The 20,823-nt window shown below is 77.1% G+C and carries 12 protein-coding genes; 5 read left to right on the top strand and 7 right to left on the bottom strand.

From position 1 onward, the window contains the following. Window positions 1–11: 11 nt before the first annotated feature. A complete protein-coding gene (locus BM048_RS07970) occupies window positions 12–3,116 on the bottom strand; it encodes an AAA family ATPase (protein WP_090032185.1) in 3,105 nt (1,034 codons plus the stop codon). Then, a complete protein-coding gene (locus BM048_RS07965; protein ID WP_090032183.1) occupies window positions 3,116–4,297 on the bottom strand; it encodes an exonuclease SbcCD subunit D in 1,182 nt (393 codons plus the stop codon). Before BM048_RS07965 ends, BM048_RS07970 begins: the two co-directional genes overlap by 1 nt. A 162-nt stretch (window positions 4,298–4,459) precedes the next feature. Between BM048_RS07965 and BM048_RS07960 the strand changes: the two genes are divergently transcribed. The 4 genes from BM048_RS07960 to BM048_RS07945 all read left to right on the top strand — a co-directional run bounded on the left by BM048_RS07960 (window position 4,460) and on the right by BM048_RS07945 (window position 9,211). Beyond that, a complete protein-coding gene (locus BM048_RS07960; protein WP_090032181.1) occupies window positions 4,460–5,119 on the top strand; it encodes a DUF4956 domain-containing protein in 660 nt (219 codons plus the stop codon). Window positions 5,120–5,127: 8 nt separating this feature from the next. Further along, window positions 5,128–6,003 (top strand): polyphosphate polymerase domain-containing protein, encoded by an 876-nt coding sequence (locus tag BM048_RS07955; RefSeq protein WP_090032180.1) that lies wholly within the window; start codon window positions 5,128–5,130, stop codon window positions 6,001–6,003. Between the two features lie 67 nt (window positions 6,004–6,070). Beyond that, entirely contained in the window at window positions 6,071–7,951 is a 1,881-nt protein-coding gene (locus tag BM048_RS07950; RefSeq protein ID WP_090032178.1) for a carbohydrate-binding domain-containing protein, read from the top strand. A gap of 24 nt (window positions 7,952–7,975) precedes the next feature. Continuing rightward, window positions 7,976–9,211 carry a cobalamin-independent methionine synthase II family protein gene (locus BM048_RS07945; protein WP_090032176.1) on the top strand — a complete coding sequence of 412 codons (1,236 nt, stop codon included), beginning with the start codon at window positions 7,976–7,978 and terminating at the stop codon, window positions 9,209–9,211. On the opposite strand, the gene BM048_RS07940 is transcribed toward BM048_RS07945, so the two are convergent. The 5 genes from BM048_RS07940 to BM048_RS07920 form a co-directional block, all read right to left on the bottom strand. Next, window positions 9,208–9,594 (bottom strand): STAS domain-containing protein, encoded by a 387-nt coding sequence (locus BM048_RS07940; protein ID WP_090032174.1) that lies wholly within the window; start codon window positions 9,592–9,594, stop codon window positions 9,208–9,210. The genes BM048_RS07945 and BM048_RS07940 overlap by 4 nt on opposite strands. Window positions 9,595–9,922: 328 nt before the next feature. Next, window positions 9,923–10,426, bottom strand: a complete 504-nt coding sequence (locus BM048_RS07935) for an aminoacyl-tRNA deacylase (protein ID WP_090032453.1) — start codon at window positions 10,424–10,426, stop codon at window positions 9,923–9,925. 14 nt (window positions 10,427–10,440) lie between these two features. After that, window positions 10,441–12,192 (bottom strand): alpha/beta hydrolase, encoded by a 1,752-nt coding sequence (locus BM048_RS07930; RefSeq protein ID WP_090032172.1) that lies wholly within the window; start codon window positions 12,190–12,192, stop codon window positions 10,441–10,443. Between the two features lie 51 nt (window positions 12,193–12,243). Beyond that, a complete protein-coding gene (gene nhaA / locus BM048_RS07925) occupies window positions 12,244–13,587 on the bottom strand; it encodes a Na+/H+ antiporter NhaA (protein ID WP_373308405.1) in 1,344 nt (447 codons plus the stop codon). A gap of 164 nt (window positions 13,588–13,751) precedes the next feature. Next, window positions 13,752–15,776 carry a GGDEF domain-containing protein gene (locus tag BM048_RS07920; protein ID WP_090032168.1) on the bottom strand — a complete coding sequence of 675 codons (2,025 nt, stop codon included), beginning with the start codon at window positions 15,774–15,776 and terminating at the stop codon, window positions 13,752–13,754. 204 nt (window positions 15,777–15,980) lie between these two features. Here BM048_RS07920 and BM048_RS07915 point away from each other — a divergent pair, with 204 nt between their 5' ends. Next, window positions 15,981–20,780, top strand: a complete 4,800-nt coding sequence (locus BM048_RS07915; protein ID WP_090032166.1) for a DUF3418 domain-containing protein — start codon at window positions 15,981–15,983, stop codon at window positions 20,778–20,780. Window positions 20,781–20,823 lie beyond the last annotated feature (43 nt).

Genomic DNA, 20,823 nt, shown 5'->3' with positions numbered 1-20,823 from the left:
CGCCCTCCCGCTCATCCGGCCAGCACCCGCAGCGTGCTGGACCCGTCGCCGCACGGCCGCACCTCGATGCGGTCCGCGACCGCCTGCTTGAGCGCCTCCACGTGCGAGACGACGCCCACCGTGCGTCCACCGGCCCGCAGCCGGCCCAGCTCGGCCAGCACGCCCTCGAGCGTCCCGGGGTCGAGCGACCCGAAGCCCTCGTCGACGAAGAGCGTGCCCAGCCGGATGCCGCCCGCCTCGGCCGACACCACGTCGGCCAGCCCCAGCGCCAGGCACAGCGAGACGTAGAACGTCTCCCCGCCCGACAGCGTCCGCGGGTCGCGGGACGCGCCCGTCCGGTGGTCGAGGACCTTCATGGCAAGCCCCGTGCGCCGCGTCCGCACGTCCTCGCGCTCCTCGGACCGGGCCAGGGCGTACCGGCCGTCGGACATGACCGCGAGCCGCTCGTTGGCGGCCGCGACGACGTCCTCGAACCGGCGCCCCAGCACGTAGGTCGCCAGCGAGAGGCCGGTCGCGTTGTCCCGGCCGGTCCCGGACGCCAGCGCCGCCAGGCGCTGCACGGGGGCCGCCGCGGCCACCGCCGCGTCGAGGTCAGCGGCGGCGGCGGTCAGCGCGTCGGCGTGACGGCGCAACGCCTCGACGCGGTCCGCGGCGGCCTGCGCCCGGCCGGCCGCGTCCCGGGCGCGTGACCGCGCCTCCGCGCGGGCGGCCGTGAGCAGGGTCAGGTCGGGCAGGGCGTCGGCCGACAGGTCGGCCACGGCGGCGAGCTCGGGGTCGGCCAGCGCCGCCGTCACGGCCGCGAGGCGTGCCTCGTGGGCGCGGACCTGCGCGTCGAGCCGCTCCTCCTCCTCCGGCTCGAGCAGGGCCGCCCGGCAGGCGGCCTCGTCGCCGTGACCGGCGGCGAGCAGCGCCGCGGCCAGATCGGCCTCGCAGCGCGCCGCCGTCCGGTCGGCCTCGGCGTGCGCCCGCACGGCCTCGAGGAGCTCGACGAGCACGTCGACCTCGGCGGCGGCCGCCGAGTGCCGGGCCGCGACCGTCGGGTGCCCGTCGCGGGCCGCCCGCACCTCGGCCTCGTCGGCCTCCAGCGCGCCGACGAGGACGACGAGCCCTGCCTCCGCCTCGGCCCGCCGCCCGGCGGCCTCCTGCGCCTCCGCCCGCAGCCTCTCCGTCCGCGCGTCGTGCTCGCGCAGGTCCGCCTCGGCGCGGAGGAGGGCCGTCCGGTCCGCCTCCGCCGCCTCGAGCGCGGCACGCGCCGCCGCGAGCACCTCCCGCGCGTCGTCGGCCGTGGCACCGCCGACGGCGGCGTGCGCGGCGTCCGCGAGGGCCGTCACCTCCGCGAGCCGTGCGGCAGCGGCCGACAGCCGGGCCTCCGCCCGCTCGCGCGCCGCCGTGAGCCGCTCGACGTCCTCCTCCGTGACGTGGTCGGGGGCCAGCGGCGCCGGCAGCGGGTGCTCCCGCCCGCCGCACACCGCGCACGGCGTGCCCGGGACGAGGTCCTGCGCCAGCTCGCCGGCGAGCCCCGCGACCCGCCGCGTGCGCGCCTCCGCCTCGGCCGCCACCGCGACCCCGGCAGCACCGGCGCACCGCGTGACGGCGTCCTGCGCCGCCCCCACCTCCTCGGCCGCGGCCGCCGCGGCGAGCACCCCCCGCGCGAGCGCCTCGGCCTCCGCGACGGCGCCCTCCGCCCGCACCAGCGCGGCCGGTGCGTCGGCGAGCGCCTCGCGGGCCTCCTCCAGCGCTGCGCGCCCCTCCGGCCGCGCGGCGAGGGCGACCGCCACCGCCGCGGCGACCGCCGACGCGTCGTCCACCTCAGCCCGCGCCTCGCGGACGCCGCGCCGCCGGGCCTCCAGACCCGCCTCCAGCGCGACGGGACGCTCCAGCCGGGCGAGCACCGCGCGCGCCTGCGCCTCCCGCTCCGCCAGCACTCCGAGCGTCACACCCGCCGATCCCGCGCCGCCCGCGTGCTCACCGCCGGTACCGGTGCCGGTGCCGCCCCCGGCCGTCGCACCGCCCAGGGCGGTCAGGAGCGCCGCCGGCGCTGCGTCGCACGCGGCCTCGAGGGCCTTGGCGGCGGCGGTCCGTTCCGTGCGGGCGCGGTCGGCCGCCGACAGCGGACCTCGTACGGGCCCGGCCGTCCGCGATGCGACCAGCAGCCCGCGCCGGACCTGCACGGCCGGCTCCTCGGCCTGCAGTGCCGAGCGCTGCCCCAGCAGGTCGGTACGTCGGCGCACGAGCACCACCGTGCGCTCGGCCGCGTGCAGTGCCTCCTCCACGCCGGAGAGCACGTCACCCGCGACGGCCGCCGCCTCCCCGGCAGCTGCCGCGTCCTCGGCCAGCCCGGCCGCGACGGCCGCCAGCGGCGCGGTCAGCGCGAGCACGGCGCCCGTCGTGGGTCCGGCCTCCTCCAGCGCGGCGGCCAGCGCGGTCGCGGCACCCTCGTCGAGCCCGGCCGCGCCCACCGTGCGCGCCAGCGCGCCCGTCACGCGGTTCCGCGCCTCCTCGGTCGCCCGGTCGGCCTCGCGCCGCAGCTCGACGAGCCGCGCCTGCAGCCGCTCGTACACCTCCGTGCCGAAGATCGTCTGCAGCAGGCCGCGGCGCTCCTCCGGGTCGGCGCGCAGGAACCGGGCGAACTCCCCCTGCGGCAGCACCATCGTCTGGACGAACTGCGCGCGGTCCAGCCCGACGACGCGGAGGATCTCGGCCCCCGCCTCGTCCAGCCGGCTCGCCACCAGCGTCCCCTCCGGGTCGTCCGGCGTCAGCCGCCACAGGCGGACGCTCGCCTGCTGCCGCACCGAGCCCGTCCCGCGCTTCTTCGCCCGGTCGTACGCCGGGGTCCGGCGCACCCGGAAGAGGCCTGCCTCGACCTCGAAGACCAGGTCGACGACCGTCTCCACGTCGTCGGCCGCCAGGGTGCAGCGCAGCCGCTCGTCGCTGGCGTCCGCCGAGGCGACCTTGCCGTAGAGCGCGAAGACCACGGCGTCGATGAGGGTGGACTTGCCGGCGCCGGTGGGGCCCTCGAGCAGGAAGAGCCCGGAGGCGCCCAGCGCGGCCAGGTCGACGATGTGGCGGCCCCGGAACGGCCCCAGGGCCTGCAGGGTCAGCGTGCGCAGGTGCATCAGGCGCTCCTCTCCGCGGCCAGGACGTCCTCCGTCGCGCGCCGCAGCACCGCCAGCTCCGCCGGCGTGGCGTCCCGGCCGGTCACGTGCGCGACGAACTCCGCCGAGACCTCCCACGGGTCCCGCGCGGCCGTCACCAGCGCGGACCGGGCGCCGGCCCCGACGGCCTCCGGTGGCCGGTGGTGCACGACGAGCGCGTGCGGGAACCGGGCCCGCACGCGGGCGTACAGGTCCGGCGGCCGGTGCGCGTCCGTCACCGTGACGCGCGTCCAGGCGTCGACGTGCGGCTCCCCCGCCGCGCCGAGCAGCTCCTCCAACGAGCCCCGGACGTCCACCAGCCGCCGCGGCACGGGCGCCGCGACGAGCTCCGTCCGCACGCCGCCGGCCGCGTCGAGGTCGACGAGGACCGTCGACTTGCGGTGGTGCTGCTCGGAGAAGGAGAACGCCAGCGGCGAGCCGGAGTACTGCACGACCGTGCCCTCGACGCCGCTCAGCCGCTGCGGGCCGTGCAGGTGCCCGAGCGCGACGTAGTCCGCACCGGCGAACACGCCGGCCGGCACGTGGTCGACGCCCCCGACACGGATGTCCCGCTCGGACTCGCTGGCCTGGCCGCCGACGACGAACGCGTGGCCCGCGACGACCACGCGCAGCCGCCGCCCCGGGGCCGCGGCACGGCGACGGGCGACGTCCGCCGCCACCCGGCGCATCGCGGCGCCCGTCACGGCGGCGTGCGAGCGCGCGAGCGGCTCCGCCCCCTCGTCGGCCAGGGCCGCGCGGGTGGCGTCCGGGTCCAGGTACGGCAGGCCGTAGACCAGGACGTCCTCGGCGTCCCCGGGCAGCACCACCGGCTCGGCCAGCGCCGCCACGGTGGTGCGCAGCCGCACCTGCTCGCGCATGAGCGCCCCGCCGAACCCGAGCCGCGTCGCGGAGTCGTGGTTGCCCGACGTGAGCACGACGACCGTGTGCTCGGCCAGCCGGGCGAGCGTCGCCGACAGCAGCGCCACCGCCTCGACCGGCGGGATCGCGCGGTCGTACACGTCCCCCGCCACGACGACCGCCGCCGGGCGCTCGGCACGGACCAGCTCCACCAGGTGGTCGGCGTAGGCCGCCTGGTGGTCGAGGAGGTCCACGCCGTGCAACGACCGGCCCAGGTGCCAGTCGGACGTGTGCAGGATCCGCATGCCGGGGACGGTAGACGGGGGCACCGACACGACCCCGGACGCGGGCGGCGGGTCGGGCCGGTCCGTACCTCCGGCACACCCCCGGCACAGGGTCGGCACAGACGCCGCGGGCTTCATGGTCCCCGTCCCCAGCAGCACCCCCGAGCCCCACCGGAGCCCGACATGAGCCTCCCCCTCCTCGCGGCCGACCTCGTCGCCGTCTGCCTCCTCGCCTTCGCGGTCTACCTGCCGCGCCACCGCCGCCGCGACCTCGTCGTGTCCTTCCTCGCCGTCAACGTCGGCGTGCTCGCGGTGTCGGCGGCCCTGGCGACGAGCACGGTCGGCGCCGGCCTGGGGCTGGGGCTGTTCGGGGTGCTGTCGATCATCCGGCTGCGGTCCACCGAGCTCGGCCAGCACGAGGTCGCCTACTACTTCGCGGCCCTGGCGCTGGGCCTCCTCGGCGGCCTGGCGACGACGGACGTCCTCGTGTCGGTCGCGCTCATGGCGCTGGTCGTCCTCGTCCTCGCCGTGGGCGACCACCCGCGGCTGCTGCGGCGGTACCGCCGCCAGGACATGGTGCTCGACCGCGCCTTCACGGACGAGACGGCCCTCGTCGCGCACCTCGAGCGGCTGCTCGGTGCCCGCGTGCACTCCGTGGGCGTCCACCGGGTCGACCTGGTGAACGACACGACGGCGCTGGAGGTGCGGTACGAGCTGGTGGAGGCCGGGCGACCGACGCAGCCGCCGGTGCAGGCCCCGCCGCAGGCCGCGCTGCACACCCCTGCGCGCGACCCTCTCCCGCTCCCCCTGCAGCACCGCGTCGACCAGGGCGTGTCCCGATGAGCGCCCCGATGAGCGCCCCGACGGGCGGCCCCGCGGGCACCCGGGTCCCCGTCACGGCCGGCGTGCCGCCGCTCGGCGAGGCGGTCCTGCACCGGCTGCCGCCCGTGGGCCTGGCCGAGCTCGTCGAGCGGGCCTCGCGGCAGACCCGCGTGGACCGCAAGTACGTGGTCCCGCTGGCCGAGCTGGACCACGTGCTCGCCGGGATCGGCGCGGGCGTCGAGGACGGCGCCCGCGTCCTCGAGATCGACGGCGCCCGCTCCTTCGCCTACGAGTCCGTCTACTTCGACACCCCCGACCTGGTGTCGTACCTCGGCGCGGCACGTCGGCGGCGGCGGCGGTTCAAGGTCCGCACCCGCACCTACGTCGACGCGGCGAGCTGCTGGGTGGAGGTCAAGACGCGCGGCACGCGCGGCACCACCGTCAAGGAGCGGCTGCCGTACGACCTCGTCCACCGGGACGTGCTCGACGAGGACGGCCTGCGCTTCACCGCCGAGGTCCTCGACGCCGCCGCGGTCCCCCTGGGCGACGGCGACGGGATCCCCGACCTGCGACCCACGCTCGTCAGCCGCTACCGCCGGGCCACGCTGCACCTGCCCGCCACGGACAGCCGCACGACGATCGACACGGGTCTCACCTGGACGGCCCTCGGCCCCGACGGCACCCCGTCGGCTCCGCCGCTGGCCCTGGCCGGCATGGCGGTCGTCGAGACCAAGACCGGGTCGACCCCGTCGTCGACGGACCGCCTGCTGTGGCGCCACGGGTACCGGCCCGTCCGCATCTCGAAGTACGGCACCGGCATGGCGGCCCTGCACCCCGGCCTGCCCGCCACCCCCTGGCACCGCGTGCTGACCCAGGACGTCGGCCCGCACCTCGTCGCCGCTTGACCGGCGGCACCACCTCGACCCGCCTCACCCCACCACCGGTCCGTACCGGGCCACCAGGAGACCTCCCATGCGCATCGCCCGCCGCCCCGTCCTCGCCCGGACGCTCGCGTCCGCCACCCTCGTCGCCGCCGTGCTCACCGGCTGCTCGACGGCCGCCGCGACCACCTCCGCCGACTCGACGACCAGCGCGTCGAGCGGCTCCACCACGACCGTCGACGACGCCACCGACGGCACCGTGACCAGCACCGACGCCGCGCAGTCCGTCACCGACGCCCTGGCCGCGAACCTCGCCACCCACACCGACGGCACGGAGGCCGACGGGGACCTGTCCACCGCCACGACGGTCACCCTCGACGGCGGCTCGGCGACGAGCAGCGGCGACGGCGTCACCGTCGACGGCTCGACCGTCACCGTGACCGCGGCCGGCACCTACGTCCTCTCCGGCACGCTCGACGACGGCCAGGTCGTCGTCGACACCGCCGACGAGGGCACGGTCACGCTCGTGCTGGACGGCGCGGACGTCACGTCGTCGACCGGGGCCGCGCTGTCCGTCGTCGCCGCCGACGAGGTCACCGTGCTCCTCGCCGAGGGCAGCGAGAACCACCTCGCCGATACCGCGGGCTGGACCGCCGCGGACGGCGCCGGCCCGACCGCCGCGCTCGCGAGCCAGGCCGACCTGACGATCACCGGCACCGGCAAGCTGAGCGTGGAGGGCAGCAGCAACGACGGCATCTCCTCCTCCGACGGCCTCGTCGTCCAGTCCGGCGAGCTCGTCGTCACCGCGGTCGACGACGGCGTGCGCGGGCAGGACTACCTCGTCGTCGAGGGCGGCACGCTCGACGTCACCGCCGGCGGCGACGGGCTGAAGTCCGACGACGACACCGATGCCACGGCGGGCTACGTCGCGATCACGGGCGGCACCACCACGGTGACCGCCACGGACGACGGCGTGGACGCCACGACGGACGTGGTCGTCGGGGACGGCGTCCTCGCGGTCACCGCCGGCGACGGCAGCGGCAGCACGCCGACAGGGACGGAGTCGCCGCGCGGCCTCGTCGCGGGCGTGTCCGTCGTCGTCGGCGGCGGCACGGTCGACGTCGACGCCACCGACGACGCGATCCACACGAACGGCGCGGTCGGCATCCACGGCGGCACCGTGACGGTCGCGTCGGGCGACGACGGGATCCACGGCGACGGTGCGGTCACGGTCGACGGCGGGACCGTCACCGTCACGGACTCCTACGAGGGCCTCGAGTCCGGCGTCATCACCCTCGCCGGCGGGGAGGTCGACATCACCGCGAGCGACGACGGCGTCAACGCCTCCGACCCCACCGCCACCGAGGCCGCCGGTGGCGACCCGATGGCGCAGAGCACGAGCGACGCCTACGGCCTGACGATCAGCGGCGGCACGGTCGTCGTGCGGTCGGACGGCGACGGTCTCGACGCCAACGGCTACCTGACGATGACCGGCGGCACGGTCGTCGTGAACGGCCCCGAGGGCAGCGGCAACGGCGCACTGGACGTCGACGGGACCTTCGAGGTCTCGGGCGGCACGCTGCTGGCGGCTGGCTCGTCGGGCATGGCCATGACCCCCTCGGCCTCGTCGCCGCAGTCCTTCGTCTCCTTCACCCTCAGCTCCCCCGTCGGTGACGGCACCGTCCTGCAGCTGCTCGACGAGAGCGGCGCCGTGCTGGCCACCTTCACCACGAGCACCACCGTCGGCAACGTCGTCCTCTCCTCGGCGGACGTCGTCGCGGACGCGACGTACACCCTCGCGGAGGGCGGCACGGCGTCCGGCGACGAGGTCGGCGGGCTCGCGGCGTCCGGGGACGCCTCGGGCGCGACGACGCTCGTCACCGCCACCGCCGGGGTCGAGGTCGCCGGCATGGGCGGGGGCGGCGGGATGGGCGGCGGCCCCGCCGGCGGCGGACGCGGCCCCCGCCCCTGACCGGGACGCCCCTAGCATCGCCGCATGCTCCGCAGCGACGACGCCATCCTCACCACCCACGCCGGCTCCCTGCCGCGCACCCACGAGCTCGTCGCGGCGAACCGCGCGCGACAGGAGGCGGCGCAGGAGTCGGCGCAGGGGGCCGGCAACGGCGTGCCCGAGGACTGGGACGCCTTCCTCGGAGAGCAGGTCCGCGCCCTCGTCGAGCGCCAGCTGGCCCTCGGCATCTCCGTCCCCGGGGACGGCGAGTACGGCAAGGCCATGAGCTCGCCCATGGACTTCGGCGCCTGGTGGTCCTACTCCTTCCAGCGCACGGGCGGCCTGGCGCTCGACGAGCGGGCGGCCTGGGCGACGGAGAAGGTCGTGTCCGGCCCCGGCGAGGTGCGGCTCACGGGCTTCTCCCACCGCCGCGACCAGCAGCGGTTCGCGGAGGCCTACACCGACCCGACGTCGGGCATCTTCCACGGCGCCCCGCCCGTCTTCCCGGAGGCGGTCGGCGACCTCACGTACACGGGCCAGGACGCGATCGCCGCCGACGTCCGGCACCTGCGGGCGGCCCTCGACGCCACCGGGGCGCCCGAGGGCTTCGTCACCTCGCTGGCCCCCGGGTCGGCCGCCCGCATCCACGACGCCACCGGCCGCAGCGACGAGGAGTTCCTCTACGCCTGGGCCGACGTCCTGCGCGAGGAGTACACGGCGATCATCGACGCGGGCCTCGTCCTGCAGATCGACGACCCCTCCGTCGCCGAGAGCTGGGACCAGATCGAGCCCGAGCCGTCGCTCGAGGACTACCTGGCCTTCACGCGGCTGCGCGTCGAGGCGCTCAACCACGCGCTGCGCGGCCTGCCGAAGGACCGCATCCGCTTCCACCTGTGCTGGGGCTCGTGGCACGGGCCGCACACCACCGACCTGCCGATGGCCGACATCGTCTCGACGATGCTGGGGGTGCACGCCGGCGCCTTCTCCTTCGAGGCGGCGAACGTGCGGCACGAGCACGAGTACCGGGTGTGGGACGACGTGGTGCTCCCCGACGACGCCGTCATCCTGCCGGGCGTCGTCTCGCACGCGACGAACGTCGTCGAGCACCCGGAGCTCGTCGCCGAGCGGATCGAGCGCTTCGCGCAGCGCGTCGGGCGCGAGCGCGTGGTCGCGTCCACGGACTGCGGTCTCGGCGGCCGGGTCCACGCGCAGATCGCGTGGGCGAAGCTCGAGTCGCTCGTCGCCGGGGCGGAGCTGGCCAGCCGCCGTCTCTGGCGCTAGCCCCGCGGCGCCTGCCGGGCGCCGACGGCCGGCGTGCCCGCCGTGGCGGCCGCGGGCTCGTCGTCGGGGATGCGGTCGGACAGCCCGACCGTCTCCAGGACCGTCCGCAGGACGCGGGACGGGTCCCGCAGGCGCAGCTCGAGGCCGGCCTCCTGCGTGGCCATGTGCAGCTGCAGCACGAACGCCAGGCCGGAGGAGTCGACGAAGGTGGTGCTCGTCGCGTCGACGACGACGCGCTGGTCGGCGAACAGGGCCAGCCCCATGGTGTGGCTGGCCTGCTCGCGCAGAGCCCCGTCGATCTCCCCGACGAGCCGGACGAGCGTGGTGCCGCTCTCGTGCTCGACGAGGATCGCGCCGGCAGGGCTGTCGGCGAGATGGGTCATGACGTGGTGCTCCTTGCCGCGCGCAGCCGTGGTCCCCTGCGGGTTGCGTCGCTCTCGTGGTGCGGGTGGTGCACGTGCGGCCCTCGCTGGACCGCCGGGACCGGCCGAGGTGTCCTCGGTGATCCAGCCGGACGCTCCGGTGCGTCCTGCTCACCGGTCCGCCCGTGGGGTGCCACGTGGCATCCCGCAGGTCCGACCGGTCAACGTCCGGGGACCCGCACGACGTTCCCACGAGGGACCGACACGGGCATGCCGGGCGACCAGGATAGGCCACAGTCTTCACCCGGAGGAGGGACGTCCGCCCTCGTCCGGCCCTCTCACGCCTCCGTCACACGTCCGGCACGGGATCCGTCACGTCCGCCACGGTTGCGGCCAGGACGCGCACGACGTCGTCCCCGGCCATGGTCGCCGCGACGCCGTGCGCCCCCGCCCCGAGCGAGATCGTGCGGCCGCGCACCCGGTGGTCGGCGACGACGGGCCAGGCCGTCGTCGAGCCGAACGGCGTGATGGTGCCGCGCTCGTAGCCGGTCACGTCGCGGGCGGTCTCGGCGTCGGGCATCGACAGGCGCGAGACGCCCAGGAGGGCCCGCAGCTTGGGCCAGGAGATCGTCCGGTCGCCCGGCACCAGCACGAACAGGAAGTCGTCGTCGCCGCGCCGCACGACGAGCGTCTTCACGACGTCCGCCGGCGTCACGCCCCGCGCCGCCGCCGCCTCGGCCAGCGACGCCACCGGCCCGTGCCGCGTCAGCGTGAACGCGGCCCCGCACGCCTCCAACGCCGCCCGCGCCCGCCGCTCGCCGTCGCTGCCGGTCTCACCACGGTCGGGCGCCATGGCGTCCACTGAATTCAGCCCTCCTGCTCCTGCACGGGCGGCACCTCGTCCGGCACCTGGTCCAGCAGCGGGTCCAGCAGCGGGTCCAGCAGCGGGTCCAGCACCAGGTGCGCTGAAGCCGTGTCCGCGTCCGTCCAGCCCTCGGGCGCCGCCACCGCCGCCCACGCGTCGAGCAGCACGGCCTCGTAGTTGTGCCCGTGCCCGTCGGGCACCGACTTGGCGTTGACGAGGTCGAACGTGAGCTGCCAGAACGTGACGACGGGGTACCACGTCATCGTCGGCCGGTCGCCGTCCACGGGCGGCTCGGCGAGCCAGTCCGGGCGCTCGAGCAGGAGCTCCGGCGACCACCACACCACGGGGTCCGACCGGTTCTGCAGGTACAGCACCCGCGGCTCCTCCCACGGCGTCGGCGGCTCGGCGATGTCGGCGGCGTCGTCGGCGAACCGCACGACGAGCCCGCTGGCGTACACGGGCTCGGCCTCCGGCGTCCCGGGGTCGCGGCGCTCGACGAGCGCGTGCCACACCGTGTTCGCGTGCGGCGGCCCGGACCAGACCGCACCGTCGGACCGCGCCCGGATGTCGGCCAGCGACGTGAAGACGCTCTCCGACCCCAGCGACCCGAGGCTCTCGCCGTAGGACAGCAGCCGCGGCTGCTCGTCGGCGGGCATCGCCTCCACCCGCGCCTCGACGGCGTCGTACAGCGCCCGCGCCTCGACCTCCGCGCGCGACCGGTCGACGAGGAACGACAGCCAGCTCGGCAGGTAGGAGTACTGCGTGGCGACGGCCGCGGTGTCGCCGCCGTGCAGCAGCTCCAGCGCGTCCACGGCCGCGGCGTTCACCCAGCCGCTGCCCGTCGTCGTCACGACGAGCAGCACCTCCCGGTCGAAGCCCCCGACCCGCTCGAGCTCGGCGACGGCGAGGTCGGCCCGCGCCGCCGCGCCCTCGGCGCTGTCGATGCCGACGTAGACGCGCACCGGGTCGGCGACGGCCCCGCGCGGCGCCGCGGCCAGCGTCGCCGCCGACAGCTCCCCGTCCACGAACGCCCGCCCCCAGTGCCCCAGCGTCTCCCATGCCACGAGCGACCCCGGCCCGCCCGTGCGGTCCGCCTCGACGGGCGCCGGCGCCCCGGGCAGGTCCGCCTGGTTCGACCCGCGGAACGCCGCGTCGACCGCCGACAGCGCCCGCGCGAGCAGCACGTCGTCCACGACGACGACGAGCCCGGTCGCCACCAGCAGGGTCGCCACCAGCCCGGCGACACCGCTCGGCACGCGGAGCCGGCGCAGCCCCGCAGCCGCCAGCCGCACGAGCAGGCCCACCCCGCGCCCGACCCCGACGAGCACGCCGGCGACGAGGACGAGCAGCGGGGCGGCCCGCAGCCAGCCCGACGTCGTCGTCGACGGCATGCCCATGGCCGTCGTCAGCTCCCGCTGCCACCCCGCCCCGACCGCGAGCGCCACGACGAGGGCCGCCGCCGCGAGCACCCCCAGCAGCGGCAGCCCGGCGCGCCGCAGGCGCGCCGGCACCCGGTCCCGCACGCGGACGTCGACCCGCGCCCGCCACGCCCGCCACCGCGACGACCGCCGCAGCAGCCACGCCCCGGCGACGCCCACGCCGTACCCCGCGGCTCCGGAGACGCCCGAGACCAGGCCCTGGAACAGCCAGTCCCGCGGCAGCAGCGAGGGGGTCGTCGCCAGGACCGCGAAGAGCGTCGCGACCACGAGACCGGCCGGGTGCGGCGGTGCCGGGCGCAGGACGGGGTGCCGCACGCAGGCCTCCCCTCGCCGGGCCGGCCGGCTGCGGTCCCGGGAGGCGCGATGCTACGGGCGATCGGCGGCGGGCGCCGGTGCCTCGTCCCCGATGCGCACCAGGTCCCCGTCGTCGATGCCGTCCTCGTTCATGTCCCGGGTCCGGTCGTGCCGCGCGTCCCAGCGCAGCATCACCGACCCGAGCACGGCCGCCAGGACCGAGCCCAGCAGCACCGCGACCTTCGCCCCGTCCGTGTGCTCGCCGTCCGCGAAGGACAGCTCCGCGATGAGCAGCGACACCGTGAACCCGATCCCGGCCAGCAGCCCGACGGGCAGCAGGTCGCGCAGGCCGATCCCGTCCGCCAGGCGCAGCGGCGTCAGGCGCACGACGAGGGCCGTCGTGCCGAGCACCCCCACGACCTTGCCGACCACCAGGCCGAGGACCACCGCGGCGACCACCGGCTGGCCGAGCACCTCGCCCACCACCGGGCTGCCCTCCTCGTCGAGCAGGCTGACGCCGGCGGCGAAGAACGCGAAGACGGGCAGCGCGAAGCCGGCCGACACCGGCCGCCACACGCCCTCCCAGCTGTGCGTGCGGGAGTGGTGCTCGCCGTGCAGGGCCTTCGCGGGCACGGTCAGGCCCAGGAGGACGCCCGCGATCGTCGCGTGCACCCCCGAGGAGTGCATGAGCACCCAGGCCGCCACGCCGATGGGCACCAGCAGCCACACCGGCGGCCGGCGCAGCCGCACGAGCACCCCGAAGACGGCGACGAGCGCGAGCGCGCCCAGCAGCGCCGGCACCGCGAGCTCGCTCGTGTAGAACGCGGCGATGACGACGATGGCCAGCAGGTCGTCGACGACCGCCAGAGTGAGCAGGAACGTCCGCAGCGCTACGGGCAGCCCGCGGCCGAAGATCGCCAGCACCGCCAGCGCGAAGGCGATGTCGGTGGCGCTGGGGATGGCCCACCCGTGCGACGCGGTCGGCTCCCCGAGCCCGTGCACGACGCCCAGGTAGACCAGCGCCGGCACGGCCATGCCGCCCACCGCGGCGATCATCGGCACCCCGGCCTGCCGCGGGTTGCGCAGGCTGCCGGCGACGAGCTCGTGCTTGAGCTCGATGCCGACGACGAGGAAGAAGATCGCCAGCAGCCCGTCGGCCGCCCACGTCGCGATGCTGAGGTCGAGGTGCAGGGCGGCGGGCCCGACGACCGTGCTCGACACCGTCTCGTACACGCCGCGCCACGGGGAGTTGGCCCAGAGCAGCGCGAGCAGCGCGGCGCCGAGGAGCAGCAGCCCGCCCGTCGTCTCCTGCGCGGCCCAGCGGCCGAAGCGGACGACGAGGGACCGCGGCGCCACCGGTGCGGCGGTCGGGCCGGGGGCGGCGGAGCCGGGCGGGGTGGGCGACGAGGACGACACGGTTCCTCCGGAGGGGCGGCGGCTTGCCGGCGGGGACGCCGACGGGACTGCCGACCAGACTTCCCGGCGCACCTGACCCTCATCATGCCCGCCGCCGACGCGCGGCGCCCTCCGTCGGGGCGGGCGGGAGCGGTGGTCTCCGTCACCGGCTCCGGCGTCGGGCGTCAGGCCCCCCTGCCGGGCGGCGGGCTCGGGATGACGCCCGGCAGCGCGCGGCCGTGCACCGCGATGAGGTCGCGGCCGCCCTTCTTCCCGCGGTAGAGCGCCTCGTCGGCGCGGGCCAGGGCGTCCGCCACCGACAGCCCCGGCCGCCACTCGGCGATGCCGATCGTGCACGTCTGCCCCTGCGGGACCACGGCCTGGACCCGCCGGGCGAGCTGCGCCGCGTCCGTCGCGGTGCAGCCCGGCAGCGCGAGCGCGAACTCCTCGCCGCCCCACCGCGCGACGACGTCCGTCTCCCGCAGGCACCGACCCAGCAGCCGGCCGAAGTCGACGAGCAGCGCATCGCCGGCCAGGTGCCCGCGGGTGTCGTTGAACGCCTTGAAGTGGTCGAGGTCGACGAGCGCGAAGCTCAGGGGGGTGCCGGCCCGGTGCGCCCGCGCGACCTCCGTCGCGGCGAGGTGGTCCCAGCGTCGGCGGTTGGCCAGGCCGGTGAGCACGTCGCGCTCGGCGGCGACCTCGAGCTGCGCCAGCAGGTCCGCCCGCTCCACGGCGTGGGACGCACCCGCGCCCAGCGCCCGCAACGTGGCGACGTCCTCGGGCGGCAGCTCCGCACGCGGCGTCCGCCAGATGACGACGAGCACCGCCACGGTGACGCCGGCGCGCGCCTGCACCGGCTCCCAGAGCGCGGACGCGGGGCCGAGCGCCTCGCTCATCACGGGCGCGACCCGCGGGTGCCGCGTGACGTCCGGGGCGAACGCCCCCTCGCCGGACAGGTACACGCGCAGGCTCAGGCTCTCGTCGGTCATGGACAGCCGGATGGGCACGTCCCACCCCGACTCCCCGGTCGACACGAGGTCCCCGGACCCGTCGGGCTCGACGAGGAACGCCGAGTCGGCGCCCGTCAGCCGGCACGCGGCGGCGCAGACCTCCGCGCGGGGGTCGGCGGCCTGCGTCACGGCTGCGACGGCCGCCGCGAGGTCGCGCACCCGGTCGGTGGTCCGCTCCGCCTCGGCGACCGCGCCGCGCAGCCGGTCCGCGAGCGCGGTCCGCTCGTCGCGCCCCGTGGCCAGCGCCAGGCCGAGCACGTGCAGGAGCACGACGAACAGCTGCGCGACGAGCGCCTGCTCCACGTGGTTCGTCACCAGGGAGAACGTACCGGCGCCGCGCACGGTCGCGACGAGCACCACGGCACCGACGGCCGCGTCGTGCAGGACGGCCACGGACGTCCGGAACCGCACCGCGACCCACGCGGTGACCGCCAGCACCGTGAACGCCAGCGGCAGCCGCAGCAGCCCGAAGGCGACCGTGCACAGGGCGGCCGAGACCACCAGCGCGAGCGCGAGCTCGGCCGCGGCCCACCGGCGGGCGGCCGGCACCCGTCCGGGTGCACGTCCGGGTGCACGTCCGGGTGCACGTCCGGGTGCACGTCCGGGTGCACGGCCCGGTGCACGGCGCTCGAGCGCCCGTGCCCGCCAGTCGCGCGCCATCTGCGGCACCCGCAGCGCGACCAGCGAGACGACGACGATGCCCGCCGCGCTGCGCGTCACGAGCAGCAGGACGGTGTCGGGCCACGGCGCGCCCGGTCCCAGCGCGACGGCGGGCCACGACACGGTCGACCCTGCGAGCGACGCGACGACCGCGGCCGCGAGCACCGGGACGATCTGCCCGGGCCGGTGCAGCTCCCAGCCGCCGTCGGGACCCGTCAGGTCCGGTGCCCAGCGGCGCAGGAGCCGGACGAAGACGTGGACGCGGACGACACCGGCCAGCGCGAGACCGACCGCGGTGACCGTCGGGACGCCGTCCAGGAGACCCACGGTCGTGGCGATGCCGACGAGGAGGGCGTGGTCGAGCACCACCACGCGGGTGGGCCGTGGCCGGAGCCCCTGCACGACGAACCACACCGCCGCGACACCGGCCGCCGGGTGGACGAGCCCGACCGGCGAGGTGCCGGCACTCAGCCGGGTGACGACGGACGCGGCGGCGAACAGCAGGGCGAAGGCGAGGCTGGGCGCGATGCTCGTCGCCACCGGGGACCACCTGCTCGTCCTGCCGCCCACCGGTCACCCCGATCCGTCGTCCGCGAGGGGCCGGTCGCGGCCCTCGTCCTGTCCATCGGGCGGGTGCGGAGGGGTGAGGACACGCCGCGGGCACGGTCACCCGGGCGGCGCAACGCCCCTGCGGCCAGGTCCCTCGTCGGGCAGGGGTCGTCACGGCTGCGAGGATGGGACGTCGTGAGCGCGTCCGTCCCGGTCGACCCACCGCCCCCCGCGGGCGGCGAGCCGTCGCGCCCGGGGTCGGGCGGCGGTCCGGGCCGCAGCGAGGGCCGCAGCGGGGGCCGAAGCGAGGGGCAGGGCCGACGACGAGGCCGGCGGCCTCGCGACGTCGCCCGGTCGGACGCACGCGGCGACGTCCGCGGCCGGGCCGCCGGGCCGCAGCAGCCCCGGGGCCGTCGCCCCGAGGACGACGCCCGCGCCGAGGCCCGCCGCGCCCGCGCGGCCGAGCACCGCGCCGCCGTCGACCTCGGCACGATCGCCTTCCCGGAGGACCTGCCGGTCAGCGCGCGCCGGGAGGAGATCGCCGCGGCGATCCGCGACCACCAGGTCGTCGTCGTCGCGGGCGAGACCGGGTCCGGCAAGACGACGCAGCTGCCCAAGATCGCCCTCGAGCTGGGCCGCGGGCGCGCCGGCCAGATCGGCCACACCCAGCCCCGCCGCATCGCCGCGCGGTCCGTCGCCGAGCGCATCGCGGAGGAGCTGGGCGGCCGCATCGGCGGCGTCGTCGGCTACCAGGTGCGCTTCACCGACGAGTCGAGCGAGGACACGCTCGTCAAGGTCATGACCGACGGCATCCTGCTCGCGCAGATCCAGCGCGACCCGATGCTGCGCCAGTACGACACGCTCATCGTCGACGAGGCGCACGAGCGGTCGCTCAACATCGACTTCATCCTCGGGTACCTCACGCGCCTGCTGCCGCGCCGCCCGGACCTCAAGCTGATCATCACCTCGGCGACGATCGACTCGGCGCGGTTCGCCCGGCACTTCGGCACGCCGGTGGACCCGGCGACGGGCCTCGCCGGCCTGACGGAGGCCGAGCGCGCGCGCGTCGACCCGGAGCACCCCGACGTCCTGCCCGCCCCCGTCGTCGAGGTCACGGGCCGCACCTACCCCGTCGAGGTGCGCTACCGGCCGCTGTCGCCGGACCGCACCGGCGTCGAGGACGAGGACGACGAGCTGTTCGTCGACGAGGACGACCGCGCCCCCGCGACGGCCGCACGGGCCGCGCGCGGCGGCAGCGCCCGCACGGGCCGGGCCTCGGGCGCGGCGGCCGCGGCCCGCGGCGCCGACAAGGACCTCGTCACGGGCATCGTCGAGGCGGTCGAGGAGCTGCTCGTCGACTCCCCCGGCGACGTGCTGGTCTTCCTGTCCGGGGAGCGGGAGATCCGCGACGCCGAGGACGCCCTGCGCACGGCGCTCGGGACGCGCGTCACCGACCCGCGGCACCCGCGGCCGGTGGAGCTGCTGCCGCTGTACTCGCGGCTGTCGGCGGCGGAGCAGCACCGCGTCTTCGAGGCGCACACCGCCCGCCGGGTCGTCCTGGCGACGAACGTCGCCGAGACGTCCCTCACCGTCCCCGGCATCACGTCCGTCGTCGACCCCGGCACCGCCCGCATCTCGCGCTACTCCAAGGCGACGAAGGTGCAGCGCCTGCCGATCGAGCCGATCTCGCGCGCGTCCGCGAACCAGCGCTCGGGGCGCTCGGGCCGCCTCTCCCCCGGCGTCGCCATCCGCCTCTACTCGGAGGAGGACTACCTCTCGCGGCCGGAGTTCACCGAGCCGGAGATCCTGCGCACGTCCCTGGCGTCGGTGGTCCTGCAGATGATCGCGGTGGGCGTCGTCGCCTCGCCCGACGAGGTCGTCGACTTCCCGTTCGTCGACCCGCCGGACGTGCGGTCGGTGCGGGACGGGGTCGCGCTGCTCACCGAGCTGGGGGCGCTGGCGGCGGAGGACGGCCGGCTGCGGCTCACGTCGACGGGGCAGGCGCTGGCGCAGCTGCCGATCGACCCGCGGCTCGCGCGGATGATCGTCGAGGCGGGGCGGCGCGGGGTCGCCCGCGAGGTGGCGGTCATCGCCGCGGCGCTGTCCATCCAGGACCCCCGCGAGCGCCCGGCCGACCAGCGCGAGCAGGCCGACGCGCTGCACCGCCGCTTCGCCGACCCCTCGTCGGACCTGCTGACGTACCTCAACCTGTGGACGTGGCTGCGCGAGCAGCGCCGAGCGCTGTCCGGGTCGGCGTTCCGGCGCCAGGTGCGCGCCGAGCACCTCAACTACCTGCGGCTGCGCGAGTGGCAGGACGTCGTCACGCAGCTGCGCGACCTCACGGCCCCCCTCGGCATCGACGCGAAGGGCGCCCCCCGCCCCACCGACCGCGGCGTCGTCGACGCGCCGGGCGACGCGGCCGGTCGGCGGAACGGTGCGGAGCGCGGTCCGGGTGACCGGCGTGTCGCCGGAGACACGCCGTCGGGGACCGGTGCCGCCGACGCGCTCCGCACCGAGGCGCCACCCGCTGACGCCCCCGCGGACGCCGAGGCCCTCGAGGCCGACCGGACGCGCTGGGGCTGGGACGGGGACCGCATCCACCAGGCCGTGCTGTCCGGGCTGCTGTCGCAGATCGGCATGCAGGAGGCCACGGAGGTCCAGGCCACGACGAAGGGCCGCGGCGACCGGGGTCGCGACGCCGCCCGCGGTGCCCGCCCCGACCGCCGGGCCCGCAACGAGTACATCGGTGCTCGCGGCGCGCGGTTCGCGATCTTCCCGGGCTCCGGCCTGGCCCGGCGCCCCCCGGCGTGGGTCATGGCGGCCGAGCTCGTCGAGACGTCGCGGCTGTGGGCGCGGGACGCCGCGCGCATCCAGCCCGAGTGGGCCGAGGAGCTGGCGGCCCACCTCGTCCGGCGCACGTACTCCGAGCCGGCGTGGTCGACCCGCCAGGGCGCGGCCATGGTGACGGAGAAGGTGCTGCTCTACGGCGTCCCGATCGTCGCCGACCGCCGGGTCCTGTACTCGAAGGTCGACCCCGGCCACGCGCGGGAGCTGTTCCTGCGCCACGCGCTCGTGCAGGGCGAGTGGACGACGCCGCACCGCTTCTTCCACGAGAACCGGCGCCTGCTGGCCGAGGCCGAGCAGCTCGAGGCACGCGCCCGCCGCCGCGACCTCGTCGTCGACGACGACGTGCTGTTCGACTTCTACGACGAGCGCGTGCCGGACGACGTGGTGTCGGCCGCGCACTTCGACCGGTGGTGGAAGGGCGCGCGGCGCGCCGACCCCGACCTCCTGACCTTCACGCGCGAGCTGCTCGTCGGCGAGGGGCACGGCGTCGACGAGCGCGCGTTCCCGTCCCGCTGGCCGCAGGGCGACCTCAGCCTGCCGCTGACGTACCAGTTCGAGCCCGGCACCGAGGCGGACGGCGTCACCGTGCACGTGCCGCTCGTGACGCTGGCCCGGCTGCGGCCGGAGGGCTTCGACTGGATGGTGCCCGGGCTGCGCGCCGACCTCGTCACCGCGACCATCCGCGCCCTGCCGAAGCCCGTGCGCGTGCAGCTCGTGCCGGCGCCGGACGTCGCGCGGCTCGTCGACGCGTGGATGCACGAGCACCTGGCGTCGTGGGAGGCCACCGTGCGCGCCGGCGACGCGGCGCCGTCGTTCCGGGAGGCGTTCGCCCAGGCCGTGCGCGCGGTCCGCGGCGTGGACGTCGACCCGGCGGACGTCGACGAGGACCGGCTCCCCGCGCACCTGCGCATGACGTTCCGCGTCGTCGGGGACCGCGGCGGTGTGCTCGACGAGGGCAAGGACCTCCTCGTGCTGCAGCGCCGGCTGGCGGGCCGGGCGCAGGACGCCGTCTCCTCGGCGGTGCGCACGGCGGTGCAGGCCGCGATGGCCGAGGCGCAGGCAGCGGCGGGCGGCGGGCCGGCGGGGCCGGGCGCCGGTCCCCGCGCGGACGGGGAGGTGCGCGCCCGGGGGCGCGGCGGCCGCCGCGACGGGTCGCCGGCGCCGCGACCCGGTCCCGGGGCGGCGCCGGCCGCCCCACCGAGCCCGCCCCTGGAGCGCAGCGGGCTCACCACGTGGCCGGACCTGCCCGGCGGCACCCTGCCCGACGTGGTGGAGACGACCGTCGGAGGCGTCCCCGTCCGGGCGTACCCCTCCCTGGTCGAGGAGGGCACGGGCGCCGGCGCGACGGCGGCCGTGCGGACGCTCGCCGACGCAGCCGCCCGCCCGACGGCCTCCCGGCGCGGGCTGCGTCGCCTGCTGCTGGCCGACGTCGGTCTGCCGTCCGGCCGGGTCACCTCGCGCTGGACCGGCACGCAGGCGTTGGCCCTGGCCGCCTCGCCGTACCCCAGCACCGACGCGCTCGTCGCGGACGTGCAGCTCGCGGCGATCGACGCGCTGGTGGCGCGCCACCTCGCACCCGCGGCCGGCGCCGCCGCCCCCGGGTCCGTGCCCGCCGAGCGCGTCCGCACCGCGGAGGACTACGCCGCCGTGCGCGCGGCCGTGCGCGCGGGGCTCGAGGACGCCGTGCACGGCCTGGTCGGGCACCTCGTCGCCGTGCTGACCGCGTGGCGCGAGCTGGAGGCAGCCGTCCGCGGGACGACGAGCCTCGCGCTCCTGGCGACGGTGCAGGACGTCCGCGAGCAGGCGGCGGCGCTGGTCCACCCGGGCTTCGTCGTCGAGACCGGGGCCGACCGGCTGCCGCAGCTCACCCGGTACCTGCGCGCGGCGCGGCTGCGGCTGGAGAAGGCCGCGGACAGCCCCCAGCGCGACGCCGACCTCGCGTGGCAGGTCCGCGACGTGACGGAGGCCTACCGCGCGGCCGTGACCCGGGCCGCGGCCGCCCCGCCCGACGTGGCGCGCGACGCCGCACTCGAGGCCGTGCGCTGGCAGCTCGAGGAGCTGCGGGTGAGCCTCTTCGCCCAGACGCTCGGCGTCCCGGTGCCCGTCTCGACCACCCGTATCCGCAAGGCCCTGGCCACCCTGCCCTGACCGGCCACCTCGCAGGTCAGGAGCCCTGCCGCGCCACCTGAAC

Origin of the sequence: Cellulomonas marina (genome assembly GCF_900111925.1) — a bacterium.
GTDB classification, from domain to species: domain Bacteria; phylum Actinomycetota; class Actinomycetes; order Actinomycetales; family Cellulomonadaceae; genus Cellulomonas; species Cellulomonas marina.
The sequence above is the reverse complement of the archived record's forward strand: the minus strand, read 5'-3'. Positions and strand labels throughout refer to the sequence as shown.